This is a genomic window from Bordetella pertussis 18323 (genome assembly GCF_000306945.1).
GTDB lineage: Bacteria > Pseudomonadota > Gammaproteobacteria > Burkholderiales > Burkholderiaceae_B > Bordetella > Bordetella pertussis.
Genome location: NC_018518.1, coordinates 572,445 through 596,409, shown reverse-complemented (window position 1 = coordinate 596,409; position 23,965 = coordinate 572,445). Strand labels below are relative to the sequence as shown.

Sequence of the window (23,965 nt, the reverse complement as noted above, 5' to 3'; positions counted from 1 at the left end):
TGGCCCGGCTCGCCGAGCCGGGCCATGCGGGTCAGGCCGCCGTGTAGGCGGTCTTGACCGAGGTGTAGAACTCGGCCGCATGGCGGCCCTGTTCGCGCGGCCCGTAGCTGGACCCCTTGCGGCCGCCGAACGGCACGTGATAGTCCACCCCCGCGGTGGGGCAGTTGACCATGACCATGCCGGCCTGCGATTCGCGCTTGAAATGCGTGGCGTGCCGCAGCGAGGTGGTGACGATGCCCGACGACAACCCGAACTCCGTATCGTTGGCCACTTCCAGCGCCTGCTCGTAGCTGTCGACCGGAATCACCGCCGCGACCGGGCCGAAGATCTCCTCGCGCGCGATGCGCAGGCTGTTGTCGCAATCGACGAACAAGGCCGGAGCCAGGTAATACCCCTCATTGGCGCGCTTGAGCGGCTCGCCTCCCCAGGCCAGCTGCGCCCCCTCTTCTCGTCCGATGGCGATGTAGGCCAGGTTCTGGTCGAACTGGCTGCGGTCGACCACCGGCCCGATGTCGGTGCCCGGCGCCAGCGCATCGTCGACCTTCAGGCCCTGCAGGCGCTCCCGCACCGCCTCGACGAAACGCGGGTAGATGCCTTTCTGCACGATGAGCCGGCTCGACGCGGTACAGCGCTGGCCGGTGGAAAAGAACGCGCCGTTGACCGCGCAGTCGACGGCCACCTTCAGGTCGGCGTCGTTCAGCACCACCAGCGGGTTCTTGCCGCCCATCTCCAGCTGCACCTTGGCCATGCGGCCGATGGCGGCCTCGGCCACGCGGCGGCCGGTCGCCACCGAGCCGGTGAAGCTGATGGCATTGACGCGCCGGTCGTCCAGGATCGCCTGGCCCACCACGCTGCCGCGCCCCATCACCAGGTTGAACACGCCGGCGGGCAGGCCGGCGCGGCTGAGGATCTCGGCCAGCGCCCAGGCGCTGCCCGGCACCAGGTCGGCCGGCTTGAACACCACGGTGTTGCCGTAGGCCAGCGCGGGCGCGATCTTCCAGGCCGGGATGGCGATCGGGAAATTCCAGGGCGCGATGATGCCCACCACGCCCACCGGCTCGCGCGTGACGTCGACCTCGATGCCGGGGCGCGTCATGGGCAGCTTCTCGCCCTGGATGCGCAAGGCCTCGCCGGCGAAGAATTTGAAGATGTGGCCCGCGCGGGTGACCTCGCTTACGCCTTCGGGCAGGGTCTTGCCTTCTTCGCGCGACAGCAGCCGCCCCAGCTCTTCCTTGCGCGCCAGCAACTCGGTGCCCACGGCATCCAGCACGTCGGCGCGGCGCTGCCCGGTGCTGCGGGCCCATGCATGGGCCGCCGCGCTGGCGGCCGCGATCGCCATGCCGGCCTGGGCGGCGTCGGCCTGGGCGTAGTCGCCGACCACGTCGGCCAGATTGGAGGGGTTGATATTGGGCCGAGCGTCGACGCCGTCCAGCCAGGCGCCGTCAATGAAGTTCGCGTGCATGGATCTCTTCCAAGGTAAGGGCTACGGGTAGGACAACGGGCGCCCCAAGGGGCGCCCGGCACAGCAAAGTCGTACGACGGCCGCCGCCCGCATGCGGGCGGCTCGCGCGGGGCTACAGCAGCTTGCCCGGATTCATGATGCCGGCCGGATCCAGCACCCGCTTGATCTCGCGCATCAGCCGCAGTTCGAGCGGATCCTTGCTGTGCAGGAAGTGGTCGCGCTTGAGCTGGCCGATGCCATGCTCGGCGCTGATGCTGCCGCCATAGCGCAGCACCTCGTCGAGCACCAGGTCGGTCACGGCATCGCCCTGCTCGGCCGCCCACTCGCGCGGCGCGCCCGCCGGACGCGACAGGTTGTAGTGGAGATTGCCGTCGCCGAAATGGCCGAAGATGAACGGCCGAATATCGGGATAGCGTTCGCGCACGCGCGCCTCGGCCGTTTCCATGAATTCGGGAATGCGCTCGATCGGCAGCGACACGTCGTGCTTGAGGTGCGGCCCGTCGGCGCGCTGCGCCTCCGAGATTTCCTCGCGCAGGCGCCACAGCGTCTGCAATTGCGCCAGCGAAGCCGACACGGCCGCATCCAGGCACAACTCGCGCTCCAGCGCCGCACCGATCACCTCCTCGACCAGGGCGTTGAGCGCGGCCTCGTCGATCGTGTCGGCCAGCTCGACCAGCACGTAGGCGGGATAGCGCTGCGCGAACGGCTCGTGCAAGCCGTCGACATGCGTGAGCACCAGGTCCAGGCAATCGCCGCTGAAGTACTCGAAGGCCTGCAGGCGCGCGCCGCATTGCTCGAACAGCAGCTCGTACAGCTGCAGCGCCTGGCGCGGCGACTCGACCGCCGCCAGCACCACCGTGCGCGTGTCGGCGCGCGGAAACAGCCGCAGCGCCACTGCGGTGATCACGCCCAGCGTGCCTTCGGAGCCGATCAGCAGCTGCTTGAGGTCGTAGCCGGTGTTGTCCTTGCGCAGCGTGCGCAGGCCGTGCAGGACTTCGCCGTTGGGCAGCACCGCCTCCAGGCCCAGCACCAGTTCGCGCGCCATCCCGTAGCGCACCACGTTGACGCCGCCGGCGTTGGTGGCGACGTTGCCGCCGATCTGGCTAGAATCCTCGGCCGCCAGCGACAACGGCAGCAGGCGGTTGGCGTCCTGGGCGGCGCGGCGCAGGTTGCCCAGAATGCAGCCGGCCTCGGCCACCATGGTGTTGGCCACGGTATCCAGCGCGCGGATCGCGTTCATGCGCTCCAGGCTGAGCACCACGTTGGCCTGCGCGGCGTCCGGCGTGGCGCCGCCGCACAGGCCGGTATTGCCGCCGTGCGGCACCACCGGCACGCCCGCCTGCTGGCACAGCGCCAGGCAGCGCGCCACTTCGTCGGTCGTGCGCGGCCGCACCACCGCCTGGGCCTGGCCTCGGTAGATGCCGCGCCAGTCGCTCAGCCAGGGTTCGATATCGGCCGGGCTGGTCGCCACCACATCGGCGCCCAGCGCCTGCGTCAATCGTTGCGGAAATTCGGATGCACTCATGGTCGGGGCCGCACGGTCAAAGGTTCATGTCGAGCTGCAGGCGCGCCGCCGCGCCCAGCAGATGGTGTTGCGCCGCCGCGCGCGCCGCCTCGGGCTCGCCGCGTTCGATGGCGCGGTAGATCGCCAGGTGTTCTTCGTGCACCGCGTGCACAGGGTCGCCCTGGCGCCGCGTATTGGCGCGCGCGGTCTCCACCGCCTGGCGCAATTGCAGGTTGAGGTATTGCAGCAACTGCAGGTAATAGGGATTGGCGGTCGCCGTGGCGATGGCCACGTGGAAACCCACGTCGTGGACCACGCCCTGCTCGGGTTCGATGGGCTCGCGCTGCAGCGCCTGCAAGGCCTGCCGCATGCGGTCGAGGTCGGCGGCGCCGCGACGGCGCGCCGCCAGTGCGGCAGCCCCGCCTTCGAGCTCCATGCGCAGCTCGTACACCCGCGCCAGATGCGCGCGGTCCAGGCCGCCCGCGGGCACCTGAAAGCCGCCGGCCGGCGTGCGGGCCACCACGGTACAGCCCGAGCCCTGCCGGCTTTGCACCAGGCCCTGGGCGCGCAGGCGCTCGGTCGCCTCGCGGATGACCGCGGCGCTCACGCCGTACTGCTGCGCCAGCGCACGGCCGGTCGGCAGCTTGGCGCCCACGGCGTAGGCGCCATCGGCGATGGCGCGGGCCAGTTGTCCGGCGACCTGGTCGGTAAGCGTGGGGGTGGGCTGGAGCATGCGGGGATTATAGGCCGATTTCTCAGGTTATATGAAAACTTTTTCGGCCAGTATGCGCGGATCGGCGCGCCGCCGCGCCGGTATGCCTGCCATTGAATCAGGAAGTGGCGGGCTAGGTGTGAAGATTCAATAGGTTGTATGCATGGTTCATCCGAACCGGATTTGAGAAACTGGAAATCGCCAACCCCCCAGTTCACTCAAGGAGCCCGGCCGGATGAACACCCATAAGCATGCCCGATTGACCTTCCTACGTCGACTCGAAATGGTCCAGCAATTGATCGCCCATCAAGTTTGTGTGCCTGAAGCGGCCCGCGCCTATGGGGTCACCGCGCCGACTGTGCGCAAATGGCTGGGCCGCTTCCTGGCTCAGGGCCAGGCGGGCTTGGCCGATGCGTCCTCGCGCCCGACGGTCTCGCCCCGAGCGATTGCGCCGGCCAAGGCGCTGGCTATCGTGGAGCTGCGCCGCAAGCGGCTGACCCAAGCGCGCATCGCCCAGGCGCTGGGCGTGTCAGCCAGCACCGTCAGCCGCGTCCTGGCCCGCGCCGGTCTGTCGCACCTGGCCGACCTGGAGCCGGCCGAGCCGGTGGTGCGCTACGAGCATCAGGCCCCCGGCGATCTGCTGCACATCGACATCAAGAAGCTGGGACGTATCCAGCGCCCTGGCCACCGGGTCACGGGCAACCGACGCGATACCGTTGAGGGGGCCGGCTGGGACTTCGTCTTCGTGGCCATCGATGACCACGCCCGCGTGGCCTTCACCGACATCCACCCCGACGAGCGCTTCCCCAGCGCCGTCCAGTTCCTCAAGGACGCAGTGGCCTACTACCAGCGCCTGGGCGTGACCATCCAGCGCTTGCTCACCGACAATGGCTCGGCCTTTCGCAGCCGCGCCTTCGCCGCGCTGTGCCATGAGCTGGGCATCAAGCACCGCTTTACCCGACCTTACCGCCCACAGACCAATGGCAAGGCCGAACGCTTCATCCAGTCGGCCTTGCGTGAGTGGGCTTACGCTCACACCTACCAGAACTCCCAACACCGAGCCGATGCCATGAAATCCTGGCTACACCACTACAACTGGCATCGACCCCACCAAGGCATCGGGCGCGCTGTACCCATCTCCAGACTCAACCTGGACGAATACAACCTATTGACAGTTCACAGCTAGCCGGGCACTGGCGCGTGCGCGGCGGCCTGGGCGTGCAGAGCGCCTCCATCGTCCGCGACAACAATGGGCAGGCCGGCAAGCGCGTGCGCAACGTGGCGCGCCTCAACGGCAGCCTGTTTCTGTCCTACCGGCCGCCACAGGGCTGGTACGGTGAAACCGGGGTGACCTTCGTGGGTGCGCGCTACGCCGACAATGCCAACGCGGTCCGCTTGCCCGACTATGGGCGCCTGGACGCCATGCTCGGCTACCGCACCGGAGCCTGGGACTGGCGGCTGGCGGTGCGCAACCTGGCCGACAAGACTTACTTCGCCTCGGCCACCAGCGCCGGCCAGATCCGCTACGGCGAGCCGCGCGTCGCGCTTGCCACGCTGCAGTACGTTTTCTGACGGCGCAAGCCCAAGTCGAACCAGGAAAACGCCGCCGTCAGGCGGCGTTTGCGTTTGCGCAAGCGCCCGCAAGGCTAGGGTCTGCCAAGATGGCCGCGGCCGTGGCCTTGCCTTTCCATTCAGGAAGTTCGATAATTTCAGGAATTTCTGAAATCAACGTAACAAATATTGTCGTGGCGCTTTCTCCCCAAACCGAACGGTTCGTGCTGCATTTTGGCGAAATGGGTAGCCGCTGGGGCGTGAACCGCACCGTGGGGCAGATCTATGCCCTGCTGTTCCTGTCGCCCAAGGCCCTGCACGCCGACGACATCGCCGAGGCGCTGGGCTTTTCGCGTTCCAACGTCAGCATGGGCCTGAAGGAGCTGCAGTCGTGGCGGCTGGTCAAGCTGATGCACCAGGTCGGCGACCGGCGCGATTACTTCGAGACGCCCAAGGATGTTTGGGAAATTTTCCGCATCCTGATGGAAGAGAAGCGCAAGCGCGAAATCGATCCCACCCTTACGCTGTTGCGCGACACCTTGCTGGAGCGGCCGGCCGACGAGGCGCAAGTCTATGCCCAGCAGCGCATGCACGAGATGCTGGAGCTGATCGAGCTGTCCACGGGATGGTTCGACGAGGTGCAGCGCCTGCCGCCAGAAACGCTGCAAAATCTCATGAAACTGGGTTCAAAAGTGCAGAAAGTGCTGGGTTTTGCCGGCAAGCTGCGCGGCAAGGATTGAATCTGGCTGTTGTTTGTTGAGGATCATCCCTATGAAGTTGTACGTAACGCCCTTATCATGGCCTGCGAGCGAGCCGGGAGGCCATGTCGGCTGTCCGGGCCGGCCTACCGTCTGGGAGCGTCTCCATGATTGACCTCGATGTCGTCAACCTGTCGCGATTCCAGTTTGCCGCGACCGCGCTATACCACTTCCTGTTCGTTCCCCTCACGCTCGGCCTGTCGTTCATCCTGGCCATCATGGAAAGCGTGTACGTCATGACCGGCCGCCAGATCTGGAAGCGAATGACGATGTTCTGGGGCACGCTGTTCGGCATCAACTTCGCCCTGGGCGTGGCCACCGGCGTGGCCATGGAATTCCAGTTCGGCATGAACTGGTCCTACTACAGCCACTACGTCGGCGATATCTTCGGCGCGCCGCTGGCGCTCGAGGGCCTGATGGCGTTCTTCCTCGAGGCCACCTTCGTCGGCCTGTTCTTCTTCGGCTGGAACCGCCTGTCCAAGGTCGGCCACCTGGTGGTGACCTGGCTGGTGGCGTTCGGCACCAACTTCTCGGCGCTCTGGATCCTGATCGCCAACGGCTGGATGCAGAACCCGGTGGGCGCGATGTTCAATCCGGACACCATGCGCATGGAAATGACCGACTTCGCCGCCGTGCTGCTCAACCCGGTGGCGCAGGCCAAGTTCGTGCATACGGTCAGCGCCGGCTACGTGGCGGGCGCGATGTTCGTGATGTCGATCAGCGCCTGGTACCTGCTCAAGGGCCGCCACATCGACCTGGCCAAGCGTTCGATGGCGGTGGCGGCCAGCTTCGGCCTGGCTTCGGCGCTGTCTGTGGTGGTGCTGGGCGACGAAAGCGGTTATCTCACCACCGAACACCAGAAAATGAAGATCGCGGCCATCGAGGCCATGTGGCATACCGAGCCGGCGCCGGCCTCGTTCAACCTGATCGCCATTCCCAACCAGGAAGAGCGCAGGAACGAGTTCGCGATTTCCATTCCGTACGTCATGGGGCTGATCGGTACGCGTTCGCTGACCACGCCGCTGCTGGGCATCGACGACCTGGTGCGGCGCGCGGAGGTGCGCATCCGCGAGGGCATTACCGCCTACGAGGCGCTGCAGCGCGTTCGCGCCAATCCCAAGGACGTCGACGCGCGCATGCTGTTCGAGCGCACCTGGCCGGATCTGGGCTACGCCCTGCTGGTCAAGCGCTACCAGCCCGACCTGTCCAAGGCCACCGACGAACAGATCGCGCAGGCGGCGCTCGACACGGTGCCGAACGTGGCGCCGCTGTTCTGGGCGTTCCGCGTCATGGTGGCGGTGGGCTTCTACCTGATCCTGTTCTTCGGCGTGGCGTTCTGGCTGGCTTCGCGCGGGCGCCTGGACAGCCGGCCCGGCCTGCTCAAGGTGGCGTTGTGGAGCCTGCCGCTGCCATGGGTGGCGATCGAGAGTGGCTGGTTCGTGGCCGAGTACGGCCGCCAGCCCTGGGTGATCGAGGGCGTGCTGCCGACCTACTATGCGGCATCCGGCCTGACCATCACCGACCTGGCGATCAGCCTGGCCATTTTCCTGGTGCTCTATACGGTGCTGCTGGTGATAGGCGTCAAGGTGATGCTGCATGCCGTCAAGGCCGGGCCGAAAGGCGAGGCGAGCGAGCCGGCCGGCCGGCGCGCCGATCCGGTCCAGGCGGCCGTCGATGCGTATTGATGGGGGAGAACGCACATGGATAGCTTGATTCCTTTCGACTACGCCACCCTGCGCGTGCTCTGGTGGCTGCTGCTGGGCGCGCTGCTGATCGGCTTCGCCGTGATGGACGGTTTCGATCTGGGCGTGGCGGCGCTTCTGCCGCTGGTCGCCAAGACCGATGTCGAGCGGCGCGTGGTGCTCAACGTGGTCGGCCCGGTATGGGAAGGCAACCAGGTCTGGCTGATCACCGCCGGCGGGGCGATCTTCGCGGCCTGGCCGCTGCTGTATGCGGCCTCGTTCTCGGGCTTTTACCTGGCCATGATGCTGGTCCTCATCGCCCTGATCCTGCGGCCGGTGGGTTTCAAGTACCGCAGCAAGATGGAGGGCACGCGCTGGCGCAGCCGCTGGGACGCGGTGCTGTGCTTCTGCGGCGTGGTGGCCGCGCTGGTGTTCGGCGTGGCGATGGGCAATATCATCCTCGGCGTGCCGTTCGGCTTCGACGCGGCGACGCTGCGGCCCGAATACGAAGGCCACTTCTACCAGCTCTTCAAGCCTTTCGCGCTGCTGGCCGGCCTGGTCAGCGTGGCGATGATGGTGATGCATGGCGGCGTGCTGCTGGCCTGGCGCACGCATGACCCGGTGTCCTCGCGGGCGCGCAACTGGGGCCGCCTGGCGGCGCTGGCCACGGCCGCGCTGTTCGTGGCGGGCGGCTTCTGGGTGGCCTATGGCCTGGACGGGCACGTGATCACCAGCGCGGTGGACATGCATGCGCCGTCCAACCCCATGCTCAAGACCGTGGAGCTGCAGGCCGGCGGCTGGATGGCCAACTACGAGAAATGGCCGCTGACCTGGATCGCCCCGGCGCTGGGCGTGGGCGGCGCGCTGCTTGCCTTCGTGCTGCTCAGCGCGCGCGCCAACGTACTCGCCTTTCTCGCTTCGTCGGTGTCGATCGCTGGCATCATCCTCACGGTCGGCTTCGCGCTGTTTCCGTTCATCATGCCGTCGTCGAGCCGGCCCGGCGCCGGGCTGACGGTCTGGGACGGGTCGTCCAGCCTGCTGACGTTGTGGATCATGCTGCTGGCGGTGGCGTTCTTCCTGCCGATCATCACGGTCTACACGGCCTGGGTATATCGCGTCATGCGCGGCAAGGTCACCGAAGACTCGGTGGACGGCACGCCCAACTCGTACTGATCAGGAGCCAGTCATGTGGTATTTCTCTTGGATTCTTGGCCTGAGCCTGGCGTGTGCGTTCGGCATCCTGAATGCGATGTGGTTCGAGTTGCGCGAAGGCCATGCGCACGATCCCTACAAGAAGCCGGCTGACGAGTGAGCGGCGCTTCCGGTATCGAGCATGATCCCGCCGCCGCGCTGAACAAACCGCCCCGCGAGCATTCGCGCTGGCTGGCGATGCGGGCGCGCGCGGCGCGCGTGCCGCTGACGGTTGCCGGCGCCGCGCCGCTGATCGGCGGCGTGCTGTTGGTCATCCAGGCCTGGCTGCTGGCCCGCGTGCTGGACCAGGCCATCGTGCAGGGCGCGGCACGCGCCGAGCTGGCCACCTCCATTGTCGCGATCTCGGCCCTCATGCTGGCGCGCGCCGCGCTGGCCTGGCTGGGCGAGCGCGCCGGCGCCGCGGCGGCCGAGCGCATCAAGCGCCAGGTGCGCGAGGCGCTGTTCGCGCGCTTGCTGGCCCTGGGCCCTCAATGGTCGCGCCAGCGCGCCTCGGGCGAACTGGCCAGCGCCATGGTCGAGCAGGTCGAGGCGCTGGACGCCTTCTTCGCCAAGTACCTGCCCGCCATGGGCGCGGCGGCGGTGCTGCCGGTCGCCTTCGCGGTCGTGGTGCTGCCGGTCGATGTGATCACCGGCCTGCTGCTGCTGGTGAGCGCGCCGCTGATCCCCCTGTTCATGGCGCTGGTGGGGTGGGGGGCGGAGGCGGCCAGCCGCCGTCACCTGCAGGCGTTTGCGCGGCTGTCGGGGTTCTTCGCCGACCGCTTGCGCGGCCTGGCCACGCTGAAGCTGTATGGCCGCGCCGAGGCCGAGGAGCAGTCGGTCGTGGCGGCCAGCGACGCCTTGCGCCAGCGCACGATGGCGGTGCTGCGCATCGCTTTCCTGTCCTCGGCCGTGCTGGAGTTCTTCGCGGCGCAGGGCGTGGCCGGCGTGGCGGTCTATATCGGCCTGACCTACCTGGGCTTTCTCGATGTGCGGGCATCGGTGCTGACCTTGCAGGGCGGGTTCTTCTGCCTGTTGCTGGCTCCCGAGGTATACGGGCCGTTGCGCCAGTTCGCCGCTCATTACCACGACCGGGCGGCCGCGCGCGCCGCGGTGGCGCAGATCGCGCGCACCTTCGACGGCCTGCCCTCGCCCGGGGTTGAGCCCGCACCGCCGGCCCAGGCGCCGGCCTTGGCGCGCGGCGCGGCGCGCCTGGCCGCGAGCGGCCTGACCGTGACGCAGCCGGGCCGCCCCGCGCCGGTGCTGCGCGAAGCCGCCCTGCAGCTGGACGCCGGCGCGCACGTCGCATTGCGCGGCGCCAGCGGCGCCGGCAAGACGACCTTGCTGGAGTTGCTGGCGCGCTTGCGCGACGGCGCCGGCGCCATCGCGCTGGACGGCGTGCCGTTGGCCGACTGGGACGAAGCCGCGCTGCGCGAACGCGTGGTGCTGATCGGTCAACGGCCTTATCTGTACGCCGGTTCGATCGCCGACAACATCCGCCTGGCGCGGCCTGGCGCCAGTGCCGCGCTGGTCGAGGAGGCGGCGCGCCGCGCCTGCGTCATGGAGTTCGCGCAGGCTTTGCCGCGCGGCCTGGACACGCCGCTGGGCAGCCGCGGCCATGGCCTGTCGGGAGGGCAGGCGCAGCGTGTGGCGCTGGCGCGCCTGTTCCTGCGCGACCCCGGGCTGATCCTGCTGGACGAGCCTGCCGCCCACCTGGATGCGGCGACGCAGGCGCGCGTGCTCGACGAGGTCCTGGCTTTCGCGCAGGGACGCACCTTGCTGCTGGCCACGCATGCCGACGCGGTGGCGCGGCGCCTGCCGCGGCAATGGATGCTGGAGCAGGGCCGCCTGCGGGAGTTGCAGCCGGCATGAGCCTGTGGCGCTTACTGTTCCGCTTGTACGCGCGCCGCAAAGGCGCGCTGGCGCTGGCCCTGGCGCTGTCGCTGCTGACCGTGGCGGCGGGCGTGGGCCTGCTCGGGGTGTCGGGCTGGTTCCTGACCGGGGCGGCGCTGGCCGGCGCGGGCGCGGTGTTCAATCTGTTCGTGCCGTCGTCGCTGGTGCGCGGCCTGTCGTTCATCCGCATCGCCTCGCGCTACGGTGAACGGCTGGCCGGCCACGCCGCCACGCTGCGCCTGCTGGCCGATCTGCGGGCCTCGGTATTCCGCTCGCTGGTGCGCCTGACGCCGCGCCAACTGGCGCGCTACCGCGGCGGCGACTTGGTGGCGCGGCTGACCAGCGACGTCGACGCGCTGGATACGGTGTTCCTGTTCGTGCTGGCGCCGGTTGCGGTGGCGCTGGTGGGCGGCGCCATCCTGACCGCGGTCATGGGGGCCTGGATTCCGGCCGCCGCGCTGGTGGTGGCCGCGGCCTTGCTGCTGTGCTGTGCCGTGGCGCCCTGGTGGCTGGCGCGCGCCGGCCGCCGGCCCGGCGCGGCGGTGCAGGAAAGCGCGGCGGCCCTGCGCGCGGCGACGCTGGATGCGGTCGAAGGCCATGCCGACATCGCGGCCCTGCATGCCGGCGCCCAGGCGCGCGCGCAGTTCGCCGACGCGTGCGAGCAGTCGGCCCGCGCGCGCGCGGCGCAGGTGCGCATCGCCGCGCGCGGCCAGTGGCTGGCGCAGTTGGCCGCCGGCGCGGCGGTGCTGGCCGTGCTGTGGTTCGGGCTGGACGGACTGGCGGCGGGCGAGCTGGGCGGCCCCTTGCTGGCGGGCTTGTTGCTGGCGACGATCGGCATCTTCGAAGTGGCCGGCCCGGTCATGCGCGGCGTTTCGCGCCTGGGCGCTGCGGTCGCCGCCGCCGCGCGCATCGGCGAGATCGCCGCGCGCGAACCCGACCTGCGCGATCCGGCCGCGCCGCGCGCCTTGCCGCCGGCGGGCGAACTGGCGCTGGAGGACGTGACGTTCGCCTATCCCGTGCCCGACGCCGCGCCGCATCCGGTGCTCGACGGCGCCAGCCTGCGCGTCGCGCCCGGGCAGCGCGTGGCCATCGTCGGCGCCAGCGGCGCCGGCAAGTCGACCGTGCTGCAGCTGCTGCTGCGCCTGGAGGACCCGCAGCGCGGCGCGGTGCGCTACGCCGGCTGCGATGTGCGCGAGTGCGCGCAGGCCGAGCTGCATCGCCGCGTGGCCTTGCTGTCGCAGGATGCGCCATTGCTTCTCGGCACCGTGCGCACCAATCTGCTGATCGGCGACGCGCAGGCCGACGACGCGGCGCTGTGGCGCGCGCTGGACGCGGCGCGCCTGGGCGAGGTGGTGCGTGGCCTGCCGCACGGCCTCGATACGTGGATAGGCGAGACCGGTGCGGGACTGTCGGCCGGCCAGGCGCGCCGCCTTTGCCTGGCGCGCGCGTTGCTGACCGGCGCATCGGCCATCCTGCTCGACGAGCCCACCGCGGGCCTGGACGCGGCCACCGAGGCCGAGCTGCTGGCGGATCTGGCGCGCGCCACGCAGGGGCGCACCGTGGTGCTCGCCACGCATGCCCGCCTGCCGCCGGGTACGGTCGATACGGTGTACACGCTGCAAGCAGGCCGGCTGCACCGCGCCGCGCCCATGTGACTGGCCTAAGCATCGGCGCGCGGTTATAGTTCGCCTTGCTTTTGTTTCCAGGGACGTTCACCATGCAGACCGATTACGCCGAACTGGTCCGGCGCACCATCCGCAGCGTCCCCGATTGGCCCACGCCCGGCGTGACGTTTCGCGACATCACGCCCGTGCTGCAGGACCCGCGCACGTTCCGCGTCCTGATCGACCTGTTCGTCTATCGCTATATGCGCCAGCGCCTCGACCTGGTGGCCGGCGTCGATGCGCGCGGCTTCATCGTGGGCGCGGTGCTGGCGCACGAACTGAACCTCGGCTTCGTGCCGGTGCGCAAGAAGAGCAAGCTGCCGTACCGTACCGTGGCCGAGGAATATTCGCTGGAATATGGCAATGCCGCGGTCGAGATGCATACCGATTCGGTGCGCACCGGCCAGCGCGTGTTGCTGGTCGACGACCTGATCGACACCGGCGGCACCATGCTGGCGGCCATCAAGCTGCTGCAGCGGCTGGGCGCCAACGTGGTCGAGGCCGCGGCCATCATCGACCTGCCCTACCTGGGCGGCTCGGCCCAGATCACGGCCACGGGCACGCCGCTGTACACCGTGTGCCAGTACCAGGAAGGCGACTGAGCGCGCGCCGCCTCAGCCCGCGTTCAGGCGCGGCTGGATGAAATCGAGGAAGGCCCGCGTCTTGGCGGGCACCATGCGCGAGGGCATCAGCGCGAACAACGGGATCGGCGTCAGCGCCCAATCGGGCAGCACGCGCACCAGGCCTGCCTGATGGCGCGTGTCATGCTGTCGCTCATGACCAGCGGCGTGATGCCCAGGCCCTGGCTGGCCAGCCGGCCCAGCATGCCGATGTTGTTGGCCGCCAGCCGGCCCGACACCTGGACCCGCTCGACCTTGTCGCCCGATTGCAGTACCCAGTACGAGAACGCGTCGCTCATGGAGGGGCGCAGGCATTCGTGATGCCCCAGGTCCGCCGGCACGCGCGGTTCGCCGTGCAGGGCCAGGTATTGCGGGGCGGCGTACAGGTGCTGGGTCATCAGCACGATCTGGCGCGCGACCAGGCTGGAGTCGGGCTGCTGCCCGAAGCGCAGCACCAGGTCGAACGGATTGCTGATGGGATCGACCGGGCGCATGCTGAGGTCGAAGTCGCATTCGATATCGGGATACAGGCCGCGGAACTCCGGTATCACGTCGGTCAGGAACAGCTGCGCCAGGCTGGTGGGCAGCGAAATGCGCAGCCGCCCCTTGGGCTGGGCGGCCATGTCCTGCAATTGCTCGTGCGCCACGCGCGCTTCCTCGACGATATGGCGGCAGCGCTCGAAATACAGGGCGCCCGCTTCGGTCAGGTCGATGCGGCGGGTGCTGCGGTTGAGCAGGCGCATGCCCAGGCCGCGCTCCAGCTCGCTGACACGGCGCGACAGCGTGGAGGTGGGGATGTTGAGGGCTTCGGCCGCGTGGCTGAAATTCTTGCGCTTGGCCACTTCAACGAAGAGCGCGATGTCGTTGAGCTGGATATCCATCTTGGACCTCTGTTCTTATGCCGCCGGCGGGTGGGCGCGCCCACCGCATGCGCGCGGTGCGAGTCCCGCCATAATAAATGGCGGGAACATACATCTTGCTTAATCATTATCCCGCTCATGGAATGAAGTTCGCCAAAATAAGGGTTTTTACTTAGGTTCGAAGCGCTGATACTTCTCCGGTCGTCATTGCGTTGACACATTGCCCCACACGGCACTGAACAACATTTAAGATTGGAGAAGTCGATGAAACGCCACGCCCTGGCCACTGCACTCATGGTTTCCGTTACGCTGGCGGGCATGTCCGCCGCCCACGCCGATGGCAAGACCCGCGAACAGGTTCGCGCCGAACTGGCCGCCGCCAAGGCCGCCGGGCAGGTCACGTTCGGCGAGCTGGACTATCCCGCTCCCGCCGCTGCGCCCGCCGCCGGCAAGACGCGCGAGCAGGTGCGCGCCGAACTGGCTGCCGCCAAGGCCGCCGGCGAAGTCACCTTCGGCGAACTGGACTACCCGCCCGCCAAGTAAGGCGCGCCGTCCCGCCCAGCCCGCGCGGGCAGGGCGCCGGACCGGGCGGCCGCAGCCGCCGTGCCCGTCCATTCTTCCATTGATGGGAAAGTGTTCCCCGAAATAGGGGTTTCTCCGCGCGGGTGCCGGCCGGACACTGTGGGCAGTGCTTCGCGCGCAGCATGGCTGCGCCAGGCGCATGTCTTTCTTGCCATCCGTAGGGAACTGCTATGAAAAAAACACTACTGGCCGTGGCGCTGGCGACGGGTTTCGCCGGTGCCGCGCAGGCTGCCGACTCGGTGACGCTGTATGGCCTCATCGATGCCGGCCTCGGTTATGAACAGGTCAAGTTCAAGGGCCAGTCGCAAAGCCGCATCGGCGCAGTGCAAGGCGTCAGCAGCGGCTCGCGCTTCGGGCTGCGCGGCAGCGAAGACCTGGGCGACGGCCTGCGCGCCGTGTTCAACCTGGAGGCCGGCTTCGGCCCGCTCAACGGCAACTCGCTGCAAAGCGGCCGCCTGTTCGGCCGCCAGGCCACGGTGGGCCTGGACAGCGATGCGTGGGGCCGCCTGGAATTCGGCCGCCAGACCAATCTGGCGTCGAAGTTCTTCGGCTCGATCGATCCGTTCTCGGTGAGCTACAACTCGGCGAACATGGGCACGACATTCAGCGCCGCCAACACCATGCGCCTGGACAACATGGTGCTGTACCAGACGCCCAGCCTGGATGGTTTCAAGTTCGGCGTCGGTTATTCGTTCAGCGCGGACGACACGCTGGACGACGACAGCAACTTCGCCACCGCCGGGAACAACCGCGTGCTGACCACCGGCCTGCAGTACCTGAACGGACCGGTCAACCTGGCCCTGACGTACGATCGCTTCAACCCCAACGACGATCGGGCCGGCGGCAAATCCGATGCGCGGGTGCAGCAGTACGCCATCGGCGGCGCTTACGATTTCGAGGTGGTCAAGCTGGCCGCGGCTTTCGGCCAGACGCGCGATGGCTGGTTCGTGGGTCAGAACATGGGCACTACGCCCGATGGCTTCAACAAGCTGAGTTCGTTCATGCTAGCTGTGAACTGTCAATAGGTTGTATTCGTCCAGGTTGAGTCTGGAGATGGGTACAGCGCGCCCGATGCCTTGGTGGGGTCGATGCCAGTTGTAGTGGTGTAGCCAGGATTTCATGGCATCGGCTCGGTGTTGGGAGTTCTGGTAGGTGTGAGCGTAAGCCCACTCACGCAAGGCCGACTGGATGAAGCGTTCGGCCTTGCCATTGGTCTGTGGGCGGTAAGGTCGGGTAAAGCGGTGCTTGATGCCCAGCTCATGGCACAGCGCGGCGAAGGCGCGGCTGCGAAAGGCCGAGCCATTGTCGGTGAGCAAGCGCTGGATGGTCACGCCCAGGCGCTGGTAGTAGGCCACTGCGTCCTTGAGGAACTGGACGGCGCTGGGGAAGCGCTCGTCGGGGTGGATGTCGGTGAAGGCCACGCGGGCGTGGTCATCGATGGCCACGAAGACGAAGTCCCAGCCGGCCCCCTCAACGGTATCGCGTCGGTTGCCCGTGACCCGGTGGCCAGGGCGCTGGATACGTCCCAGCTTCTTGATGTCGATGTGCAGCAGATCGCCGGGGGCCTGATGCTCGTAGCGCACCACCGGCTCGGCCGGCTCCAGGTCGGCCAGGTGCGACAGACCGGCGCGGGCCAGGACGCGGCTGACGGTGCTGGCTGACACGCCCAGCGCCTGGGCGATGCGCGCTTGGGTCAGCCGCTTGCGGCGCAGCTCCACGATAGCCAGCGCCTTGGCCGGCGCAATCGCTCGGGGCGAGACCGTCGGGCGCGAGGACGCATCGGCCAAGCCCGCCTGGCCCTGAGCCAGGAAGCGGCCCAGCCATTTGCGCACAGTCGGCGCGGTGACCCCATAGGCGCGGGCCGCTTCAGGCACACAAACTTGATGGGCGATCAATTGCTGGACCATTTCGAGTCGACGTAGGAAGGTCAATCGGGCATGCTTATGGGTGTTCATCCGGCCGGGCTCCTTGAGTGAACTGGGGGGGTGGCGATTTCCAGTTTCTCAAATCCGGTTCGGATGAACCATGCATACAACCTATTGAATCTTCACAGGTAGCCGACGGTTTTCGCGCCAATTCGTACATGATCGGCGCCACCGTTCCGCTGGGCCGCTCGTCGGTGTTCGGCTCATGGCAACGCGCCACGCCCAGCAACGACAAGCTGACCGGCGACGACGCCACGTTCAACGTCTACAGCCTGGGCTACACGTACGACTTCACCAAGCGCACCAACCTGTACGCCTACGCCTCGTACGGCAAGAACTATGCATTCCAGCGCGACGCCAAGGACACGGCCGTGGCGATGGGGATCAGACACAGATTCTGATACTCGGGTGCCTGTCCCCGCGGGGACAGGCACCTCCTCCCCCCCGGCCTACAGGAACAGCCTGTACGCCGGGTTGTCCGTTTCGTTCCAGTGCGGGTAGCCCAGTTCGGCGACGAAGGTCTTGAACAGTTTCTTGTCGGTGGGCGGAACCTGGATGCCGATCAGGATGTTGCCGTAGTCGGCGCCCTGGTTACGGTAGTGGAACAGGCTGATGTTCCAGTCGGGGTTCATGGCGTTGAGAAAGCGCATCAACGCGCCCGGGCGCTCGGGGAATTCGAAGCGGTAGAGCAGTTCGTTGCGCGCCAGCGCCGAATGGCCGCCGACCATGTGGCGCAGGTGCGTCTTGGCCAGTTCGTCGTGCGTCAGGTCCAGGGTGTCGAAGCCGTGCCGGCGGAAGTTGGCGGCGATCTTTTCCGGCTCGGCTGGCGTGGAGACCTGCACGCCCACGAAGACGTGCGCACGCTCGGCATCGGAGATGCGGTAGTTGAACTCGGTGACGCTGCGGTTGCCGACCAGCTCGCAGAAGCGGCGGAAGCTGCCGCGCTGCTCGGGCATGGTGACGGCGAACACCGCCTCGCGCATTTCGCCCACTTCGGCGCGCTCGGCCACGAAGCGCAGCCGGTCGAAATTCATGTTGGCGCCGCATGCCACCGCGACCAGGGTCTTGCCCTTGAGCTTGTGCTCGGCCGCGTACTGCTTGGCGCCGGCCACCGCCATGGCGCCGGCGGGCTCCAGCACGCTGCGGGTGTCCTGGAACACGTCCTTGATGGCCGCGCAGATCGCGTCGGTATTGACCACCACGAAGTCGTCCACGTACTGGCGCGCCAGCCGGAACGTTTCGGCGCCCACCAGCTTGACGGCCGTGCCGTCCGAGAACAGGCCGACATCGCTGAGCTGCACGCGCCGGCCGGCGCGTACGCTGCGGACCATTGCGTCGGAGTCTTCGGTCTGCACGCCGATGATCTTGATTTCCGGCCGCAACTGCTTGATGTAGGCGGCCACGCCGGCGATCAGGCCGCCGCCGCCGATGGCCACGAAGATCGCCTCGATCTCGCCCGGATGCTGGCGCAGGATTTCCATGCCGATGGTGCCCTGGCCGGCGATCACGTCGGGATCGTCGAAGGGATGCACGAAGGTCAGCTTTTCGCGCTTTTCCAGTTGCTGCGCGTGTTCGTAGGCGTCGGTGAAGCTGTCGCCGGCCAGCACGACCTCGCCGCCGAGCCGGCGCACGGCGTCGACCTTGACCTGCGGGCTGGTGGTGGGCATGACGATGACCGCGCGGCAGCCCAGCCTGGTGGCCGCCAGGGCCACGCCCTGGGCATGGTTGCCCGCCGAGGCGGCGATCACGCCGCGGCTGCGCGCCGCCGGCGTCAGGTTGGCCATCTTGTTGTAGGCGCCGCGCAGCTTGAAGCTGAATACCGCCTGGGTGTCCTCGCGCTTGAGCAGCACGTTGTTCGCGATGCGCTGCGACAGCAGGGGCGCGCGCTCCAGCGGCGATTCGACGGCGACGTCGTAGACCTTGGAGGTCAGGATGCGTTTGAGGTAGTCGGTGGACATGGCGGGACGGCGGCGCGGGAAAAAAAGGCGTCGGGCAGATTACCACAGGGACATCCGGGGCGACTGGCCCTACACTACCGGCCATCATGGAACAAAGCCTGCTCGATGCCGTTCATTGGCTGCTCGCTCTCCTGGCCCTGCCCAAGGTGGGCCTGAGCGCGGTTTTCCTCGTCAGCCTGCTGTCGTTGCCGCTGGGGTCCGAGGCGGCGGTGTACGGATTCGTCAAGCTGGCGCCCGATATGTTCTGGCCCACCGTGCTGGTGGCGACCGTCGGCAATACGGCCGGCGGGGCCATCAGCTACTACATGGGGCTGTGGGCGCACCGCGCCGTCGAGCGCTGGCGCGCCCGCCACCCCCACGAGCGGTAGGACGGCTTCCAGTCGCGCCTGGGCGGGCGCTGGAACGCGCGCGCGCGGATCTAGCTGCACCGGATGGGGCCGCCGGCGCTGCTGCTGTCCTGGCTGCCGGCGGTGGGCGACCCGCTGTGCGCGGTGGCCGGCTGGCTGCGGCTCAGCTTCTGGCCTTGCGTGGCCTACATGGCCATCGGCAAGTTTCTGCGCTACGCGCTGCTGACCGGCGCCCTGCTATGGGCGCTGCCGGAGCTCCATATGTAACAATGCGCCGTCTGCCTTCCGACCCATATCTGGCGCGGTTTTGCGCGCGGATGTGGGGGTATTCGGGAGATTGGGTTGCCAATGTCTTAAAATGGCTCTTTAAGGGCCCCTCTTGTTGCTTCCATGAACGCCCCCCTCGCCAGCCAAATCCTGACCGCGGCGATACCGCCCGCACCCGGCGCGCGTTTGCGCGAAATCCCGTACAACTACACGTCGTTCTCCGACCGTGAGATCGTCAGCCGCCTGTTGGGCGAAGACGCCTGGCAGCTGGTCAGCGACCTGCGCGGCGAGCGCCGCACCGGCCGTTCGGCGCGCATGCTGTACGAGGTGCTGGGCGATATCTGGGTGGTACGGCGCAATCCCTACCTGCAGGACGACCTGCTCGACAACCCCAAGCGCCGCAAGCTGCTGATCGAGGCGCTGCACCACCGCCTGGGCGAGATCGACAAGCGCCGCGAGCCGGCCGCCGTGACCGAGGCCGGCCATGATCCGCGCCGCGACGCCAAGGTGGTCGAGCTGCTGGCGCGCGCCCGCTCGGCGGTGGCCGCGTTCGAGGGCCAGTTCGACCAGACCGCGCAGTTGCGCCGGCAGGCGCAGCGGGTGCTGGGTCGCATCACCGCGCGCGACAACATCAAGTTCGACGGCCTGTCGCGCGTATCGCACGTTACCGACGCCACCGACTGGCGGGTCGAATACCCGTTCGTGGTGCTCACGCCCGACGCCGAGGACGAGATCGCCGCGCTGGTGCGCGCCTGTATCGAGCTGGGCCTGACCATTGTGCCGCGCGGCGGCGGTACGGGCTACACGGGCGGCGCGATTCCGCTGACCTGGAAGTCGGCCGTCATCAATACCGAGAAATTCGAGGCCCTGGGCGAGGTCGAGTCCTGTGTGCTGCCGGGCATGACCGAGCCGGCCGCCGTGATCCGCGCCGGCGCCGGCGTGGTCACCAAGCGGGTGGCCGAGGCCGCCGAGCGCGCCGGCTTCGTGTTCGCTGTCGATCCGACTTCGGCCGAGGCATCCTGCGTGGGCGGCAACATCGCCATGAACGCAGGCGGCAAGAAGGCCGTGCTGTGGGGCACCGCGCTGGACAACCTGGCCTGGTGGCGCATGGTGGATCCGGACGGCAACTGGCTGGAAGTGACCCGGCTGGCGCACAACCTGGGCAAGATCCACGACGTCGACGTGGCCAGCTTCGAACTGAAATGGTTCGACGGCGCCGGCAAGCCCGGCGAGAAGCTGCTGCGCACCGAGCGCCTGGATATCGAGGGGCGCAAGTTCCGCAAGGCCGGCCTGGGCAAGGACGTGACCGACAAATTCCTGGCCGGCCTGCCGGGCGTGCAGAAGGAAGGCTGTGACGGCCTGATCACGTCGGCGCGCTGGGTGCTGCACCGCATGCCGCGCCACACCCGCACGGTCTGCATGGAATTCTTCGGGCAGGCGCGCGACGCCATCCCGTCCATCGTCGAGGTCAAGGGCTACCTGGACGGCGAGGGCAAGGCGCGCGGCGCCATCCTGGCCGGCCTGGAGCACCTGGACGAGCGCTACCTGCGCGCGGTGGGCTATGCCACCAAGAGCAAGCGTGGCATGCTGCCCAAGATGGTGCTGATCGGCGACATCGTCGGCGACGACGAGGATGCCGTGGCCACCGCCGCCAGCGAAGTGGTGCGCCTGGCCAATACGCGCCACGGCGAGGGCTTCGTGGCGGTCAGCGCCGAGGCGCGCAAGAAATTCTGGCTGGACCGTTCGCGCACGGCCGCCATCGCCCGCCACACCAACGCCTTCAAAATCAACGAGGACGTGGTGATTCCGCTGGATCGGATGGGCGAGTACACCGATCACATCGAACGCATCAACATCGAGCTGTCCACGCGCAACAAGCTGCGCCTGCTCGACGAGCTGGATGTCTATCTGGCCGAGCCGCTGCCCATGGGCAAGGTGGAGGACGCCGAGGATGTCGCGCTGACGCGCGCCGAGGTGCTGGCCGAGCGCACGCGCCAGGCCATCGAACACCTGGCGCGCACGCGCCGGCGCTGGCAGTGGCTGCTGGACAACCTGGACCTGCCGCTGGCCCAGGCGCTGCCCGAGCTCGACGGCCTGGACATGGCCGCCCAGCGCGAGGCGCTGGCCGGGCGCGTGCAGGCACAGCCGCAGGCCCGCGTCTTCGACGTGGTGCAGGACCACACGGTACGCATTTCGTGGAAGACCGAAGTGCTGCCGGCGCTGCAGGGGGTGTTCTCGGGCAACGCCGGCAAGCTGATCCTCGAGGGGCTGGTCGCCGTCCACGCCCGCGTGCTCAAGAGCCGCGTGTTCGTGGCGCTGCACATGCACGCCGGCGATGGCAACGTGCACACCAACATTCCGGTCAACTCGGACGACTACGGCATGCTGCGCGAAGCCAACCAGGCGGTCGAGCGCATCATGCAGATCGCCCGCGACCTAGACGGGGTGATCTCCGGCGAGCACGGCATCGGCCTGACCAAGTACGAGTTCCTGACCGAGGCCGAGCTGGCGCCGTTCCAGGAATACAAGCGGCGCGTCGACCCCAACGGCCACTTCAACGCCGGCAAGCTGATGCCGGGCGCCGACCTGCGCCATGCCTGGACGCCCAGCTTCAACCTGATGGGGCACGAGTCGCTGATCATGCAGCAAAGCGACATCGGCGCGATCGCCGATTCGGTCAAGGACTGCCTGCGCTGCGGCAAGTGCAAGCCGGTGTGCTCGACCCACGTGCCGCGCGCCAACCTGCTGTATTCGCCGCGCAACAAGATCCTCGCCACCTCGCTGCTGGTCGAAGCCTTCCTGTACGAAGAGCAGACCCGCCGCGGCATCAGCCTGAAGCATTGGGAAGAGTTCGAGGACGTGGCGGACCACTGCACGGTGTGCCACAAGTGCTATACGCCCTGTCCGGTGGACATCGATTTCGGCGACGTGTCGATGAACATGCGCGCGCTTTTGCGCCGCATGGGCCGCAAATCGTTCAATCCGGGCACGGCCGCGGCCATGTTCTTCCTGAACGCCAAGGATCCGGCCGCGATCAATGCGACGCGCAAGGCCATGGTGGGCGTGGGCTACAAGGTGCAGCGCGCCGCGCACGACCTGCTGGCCAGCGTCTCGCGCAAGCAGGCCGCGCATCCGCCGGCCACGGTCGGGCGCGCGCCGCTGCGCGAACAGGTGGTGCATTTCGTCAACCGCAAGATGCCGGGCGGACTGCCCAAGCAGACCGCGCGCAAGCTGCTGGACATCGAGGACGCCAACTACGTCCCGATCATCCGCGACCCCAAGACGACCACGGCCGATACCGAGGCGGTGTTCTACTTCCCGGGCTGCGGCTCGGAACGGCTGTTCTCGCAGGTGGGCCTGGCCACCCAGGCCATGCTGTGGCATGCCGGCGTGCAGACCGTGCTGCCGCCGGGCTACCTGTGCTGCGGCTATCCGCAGCGCGGCAACGGCATGACGGACAAGGCCGAGCAGATCATCACCGACAACCGGGTGCTGTTCCACCGGGTCTCCAATACGCTGAACTACCTGGATATCAAGACGGTGGTGGTCAGCTGCGGCACCTGTTACGACCAATTGGCCGGCTATGAATTCGAGAAGATATTCCCCGGCTGCCGCCTGATCGACATCCACGAGTATCTGCTGGAGAAGGGCATCAAGCTGGACGGCGTGCAGGGCGTGCGCTACATGTATCACGACCCCTGCCACACCCCCATGAAGCTGCAGGATCCGATGAAGACCGTCCGTTCGCTGGTGGGCGAGGGCGCCCAGAAGAGCGACCGCTGCTGCGGCGAGTCGGGCACCCTGGCGGTGAGCCGTCCCGACGTGTCGACCCAGGTGCGTTTCCGCAAGCAGGAAGAACTGGACCAAGGCCAGGCCGCGATGCGCGCCGACGGCTTCAGCGGCGACGTCAAGGTCCTGACTTCGTGCCCGTCGTGCCTGCAAGGCCTGTCGCGCTATGAAGGCGAGACCGGCATGGACGCCGACTACATCGTGGTCGAGATGGCGCGCCACATCCTGGGTGAAACCTGGATGGAGGATTACGTGCGCCGCGCCAACACGGGCGGTATCGAGCACGTGCTGGTCTGAGGCCGCGATCCCGCGGGGCCGCGGCCCCGCGGGACGGATCCAGGGCGCCGCATTGCGCTATTTATGTTTCAATGTTTATCTAGTATTATCTTATATTTGCAAACTCCGGCGCCCTGCGGCCAAGGAATTCATATTGGACGTCAAAGCGCCCGCCACGATCCCGTACTTCCTGAAAGAGCAGATACGGGAACTCATCGTCGACGGCACCTTCAGGCCGGGGCAGCCCCTACGTGAACAGGACCTCGAACAGCGCTTCGGCACCAGCCGCAGCCCGATTCGCGAGGCCTTGCGCCTGCTCGAGCGGGGCGGGCTGGTGGTGCACCTGCAGCGCAAGGGTTTCCGCATCCGCCGCTACAGCCAGACTGAAATCCGGCAGGTCTACATGCTGTACGCCGAACTGGAGGCCTACAGCATCATGCAATTGTCGGAGGCCGCCGACTCGCCCCTGCTCGATGACCTGCGCCGGCACGAGGCGCGCATCGCGCAGGCGCAGGCCGATGCCGACGTGCGCGGCTATATCGGCGCGCTGCGCGACTTCTACCTGGCCAGCGCGCGCTTTACCGGCAACGTTCCGCTTGCCGACACCTTGAGCCGCCTGTACGAGCAGGTCGAGCCGCTGCGCTACAACCTGGTGCGGCGCACGCTGGCGGCCACGCCCGCCGACCAGTACCACCGCGGCATCGTCCCGGCGCTGGCGCAGCGCGATCTGGCCGGCGCGGCGCGCCAGGCGCACGTCCTGGTGCGCGAAATGCTGCCGCGCATCCTCAGCGCCTACGAACAATGGGCGGGCGACGCCGGCGACGAGCCGGGCGACGACCGCCTGCGCGTCGCGTAGGCCTTTCTCCTCACGACATCCCCGGACCGCCCGGGACCTGCGCACCCTGCCGGCGCGAGGGAGCGCACGCG

16 protein-coding genes and 5 pseudogenes are annotated in these 23,965 nt (G+C 67.9%); 15 read left to right on the top strand and 6 right to left on the bottom strand.

What is annotated here, in order from left to right; translation table 11 throughout:
• Positions 1-31 precede the first annotated feature (31 nt).
• The 3 genes from BN118_RS02855 to BN118_RS02845 form a co-directional block, all read right to left on the bottom strand.
• Positions 32-1,462: an aldehyde dehydrogenase family protein gene (locus BN118_RS02855; protein WP_010929684.1), complete on the bottom strand. Its 1,431-nt coding sequence runs from the start codon at positions 1,460-1,462 to the stop codon at positions 32-34.
• A 112-nt stretch (positions 1,463-1,574) separates the two neighbouring features.
• On the bottom strand, positions 1,575-2,987 hold the full coding sequence (locus tag BN118_RS02850) for an FAD-binding oxidoreductase (RefSeq protein WP_014905497.1): 1,413 nt from the start codon (positions 2,985-2,987) through the stop codon (positions 1,575-1,577).
• A gap of 16 nt (positions 2,988-3,003) precedes the next feature.
• Positions 3,004-3,699: a FadR/GntR family transcriptional regulator gene (locus BN118_RS02845; protein ID WP_003818947.1), complete on the bottom strand. Its 696-nt coding sequence runs from the start codon at positions 3,697-3,699 to the stop codon at positions 3,004-3,006.
• 214 nt (positions 3,700-3,913) lie between these two features.
• Here BN118_RS02845 and BN118_RS02840 point away from each other — a divergent pair, with 214 nt between their 5' ends.
• From BN118_RS02840 to BN118_RS02800, 9 genes are all read left to right on the top strand, one after another.
• A complete protein-coding gene (locus tag BN118_RS02840; RefSeq protein WP_005012067.1) occupies positions 3,914-4,864 on the top strand; it encodes an IS481-like element IS481 family transposase in 951 nt (316 codons plus the stop codon).
• Positions 4,753-5,250: a TonB-dependent receptor domain-containing protein gene (locus BN118_RS02835; protein WP_077274091.1), complete on the top strand. Its 498-nt coding sequence runs from the start codon at positions 4,753-4,755 to the stop codon at positions 5,248-5,250. Before BN118_RS02840 ends, BN118_RS02835 begins: the two co-directional genes overlap by 112 nt.
• 173 nt (positions 5,251-5,423) lie before the next feature.
• Positions 5,424-5,969 (top strand): GbsR/MarR family transcriptional regulator, encoded by a 546-nt coding sequence (locus BN118_RS02830; RefSeq protein WP_010929712.1) that lies wholly within the window; start codon positions 5,424-5,426, stop codon positions 5,967-5,969.
• Positions 5,970-6,052: 83 nt separating this feature from the next.
• The gene (locus BN118_RS02825) at positions 6,053-7,672 is read left to right on the top strand and encodes a cytochrome ubiquinol oxidase subunit I (RefSeq protein ID WP_010929713.1); all 1,620 of its coding nucleotides are present in this window, start codon (positions 6,053-6,055) and stop codon (positions 7,670-7,672) included.
• 15 nt (positions 7,673-7,687) lie between these two features.
• Complete coding sequence (gene cydB, locus BN118_RS02820) at positions 7,688-8,842, top strand: cytochrome d ubiquinol oxidase subunit II (RefSeq protein WP_004567834.1); 1,155 nt, start codon at positions 7,688-7,690, stop codon at positions 8,840-8,842.
• A gap of 13 nt (positions 8,843-8,855) precedes the next feature.
• Positions 8,856-8,981, top strand: coding sequence for a cytochrome bd-I oxidase subunit CydX (gene cydX / locus BN118_RS02815; RefSeq protein ID WP_003817696.1), 126 nt, complete (start codon positions 8,856-8,858; stop codon positions 8,979-8,981).
• Complete coding sequence (cydD, locus tag BN118_RS02810) at positions 8,978-10,729, top strand: thiol reductant ABC exporter subunit CydD (protein ID WP_014905496.1); 1,752 nt, start codon at positions 8,978-8,980, stop codon at positions 10,727-10,729. The genes cydX and cydD overlap by 4 nt, the downstream gene beginning before the upstream one ends.
• Positions 10,726-12,405 carry a thiol reductant ABC exporter subunit CydC gene (gene cydC / locus BN118_RS02805; RefSeq protein WP_014905495.1) on the top strand — a complete coding sequence of 560 codons (1,680 nt, stop codon included), beginning with the start codon at positions 10,726-10,728 and terminating at the stop codon, positions 12,403-12,405. The genes cydD and cydC overlap by 4 nt, the downstream gene beginning before the upstream one ends.
• 62 nt (positions 12,406-12,467) lie before the next feature.
• Positions 12,468-13,016: an adenine phosphoribosyltransferase gene (locus BN118_RS02800; protein WP_010929716.1), complete on the top strand. Its 549-nt coding sequence runs from the start codon at positions 12,468-12,470 to the stop codon at positions 13,014-13,016.
• A 12-nt stretch (positions 13,017-13,028) separates the two neighbouring features.
• Here BN118_RS02800 and BN118_RS02795 read toward each other — a convergent pair.
• Positions 13,029-13,915 (bottom strand): annotated as a pseudogene (locus tag BN118_RS02795) (LysR family transcriptional regulator).
• A 243-nt stretch (positions 13,916-14,158) separates the two neighbouring features.
• On the opposite strand from BN118_RS02795, the pseudogene BN118_RS02790 reads away from it, so the two are divergent.
• Both BN118_RS02790 and BN118_RS02785 read left to right on the top strand, forming a co-directional pair.
• Positions 14,159-14,425: pseudogene (locus BN118_RS02790) on the top strand (DUF4148 domain-containing protein); the annotation flags it as partial.
• A 221-nt stretch (positions 14,426-14,646) separates the two neighbouring features.
• A pseudogene (locus BN118_RS02785) lies at positions 14,647-15,486 on the top strand (porin); the annotation flags it as partial.
• On the opposite strand, the gene BN118_RS02780 reads toward BN118_RS02785, so the two are convergent.
• Entirely contained in the window at positions 15,481-16,431 is a 951-nt protein-coding gene (locus tag BN118_RS02780) for an IS481-like element IS481 family transposase (RefSeq protein ID WP_005012067.1), read from the bottom strand. The pseudogene BN118_RS02785 and the gene BN118_RS02780 overlap by 6 nt on opposite strands.
• A gap of 95 nt (positions 16,432-16,526) precedes the next feature.
• On the opposite strand from BN118_RS02780, the pseudogene BN118_RS02775 reads away from it, so the two are divergent.
• Positions 16,527-16,802 (top strand): annotated as a pseudogene (locus tag BN118_RS02775) (porin); the annotation flags it as partial.
• A 48-nt stretch (positions 16,803-16,850) separates the two neighbouring features.
• Here the strand turns inward: BN118_RS02775 and ilvA are convergent.
• Positions 16,851-18,359, bottom strand: a complete 1,509-nt coding sequence (gene ilvA, locus BN118_RS02770; protein WP_003815155.1) for a threonine ammonia-lyase, biosynthetic — start codon at positions 18,357-18,359, stop codon at positions 16,851-16,853.
• An 86-nt stretch (positions 18,360-18,445) separates the two neighbouring features.
• Here ilvA and BN118_RS02765 point away from each other — a divergent pair.
• The 3 genes and pseudogenes from BN118_RS02765 to BN118_RS02755 all read left to right on the top strand — a co-directional run bounded on the left by BN118_RS02765 (position 18,446) and on the right by BN118_RS02755 (position 23,894).
• Positions 18,446-18,973 (top strand): annotated as a pseudogene (locus BN118_RS02765) (YqaA family protein).
• Positions 18,974-19,096: 123 nt separating this feature from the next.
• Positions 19,097-23,059: a DUF3683 domain-containing protein gene (locus BN118_RS02760; protein WP_041166130.1), complete on the top strand. Its 3,963-nt coding sequence runs from the start codon at positions 19,097-19,099 to the stop codon at positions 23,057-23,059.
• Positions 23,060-23,111: 52 nt separating this feature from the next.
• Positions 23,112-23,894 (top strand): GntR family transcriptional regulator, encoded by a 783-nt coding sequence (locus BN118_RS02755; protein WP_010929644.1) that lies wholly within the window; start codon positions 23,112-23,114, stop codon positions 23,892-23,894.
• Positions 23,895-23,965: the final 71 nt, after the last annotated feature.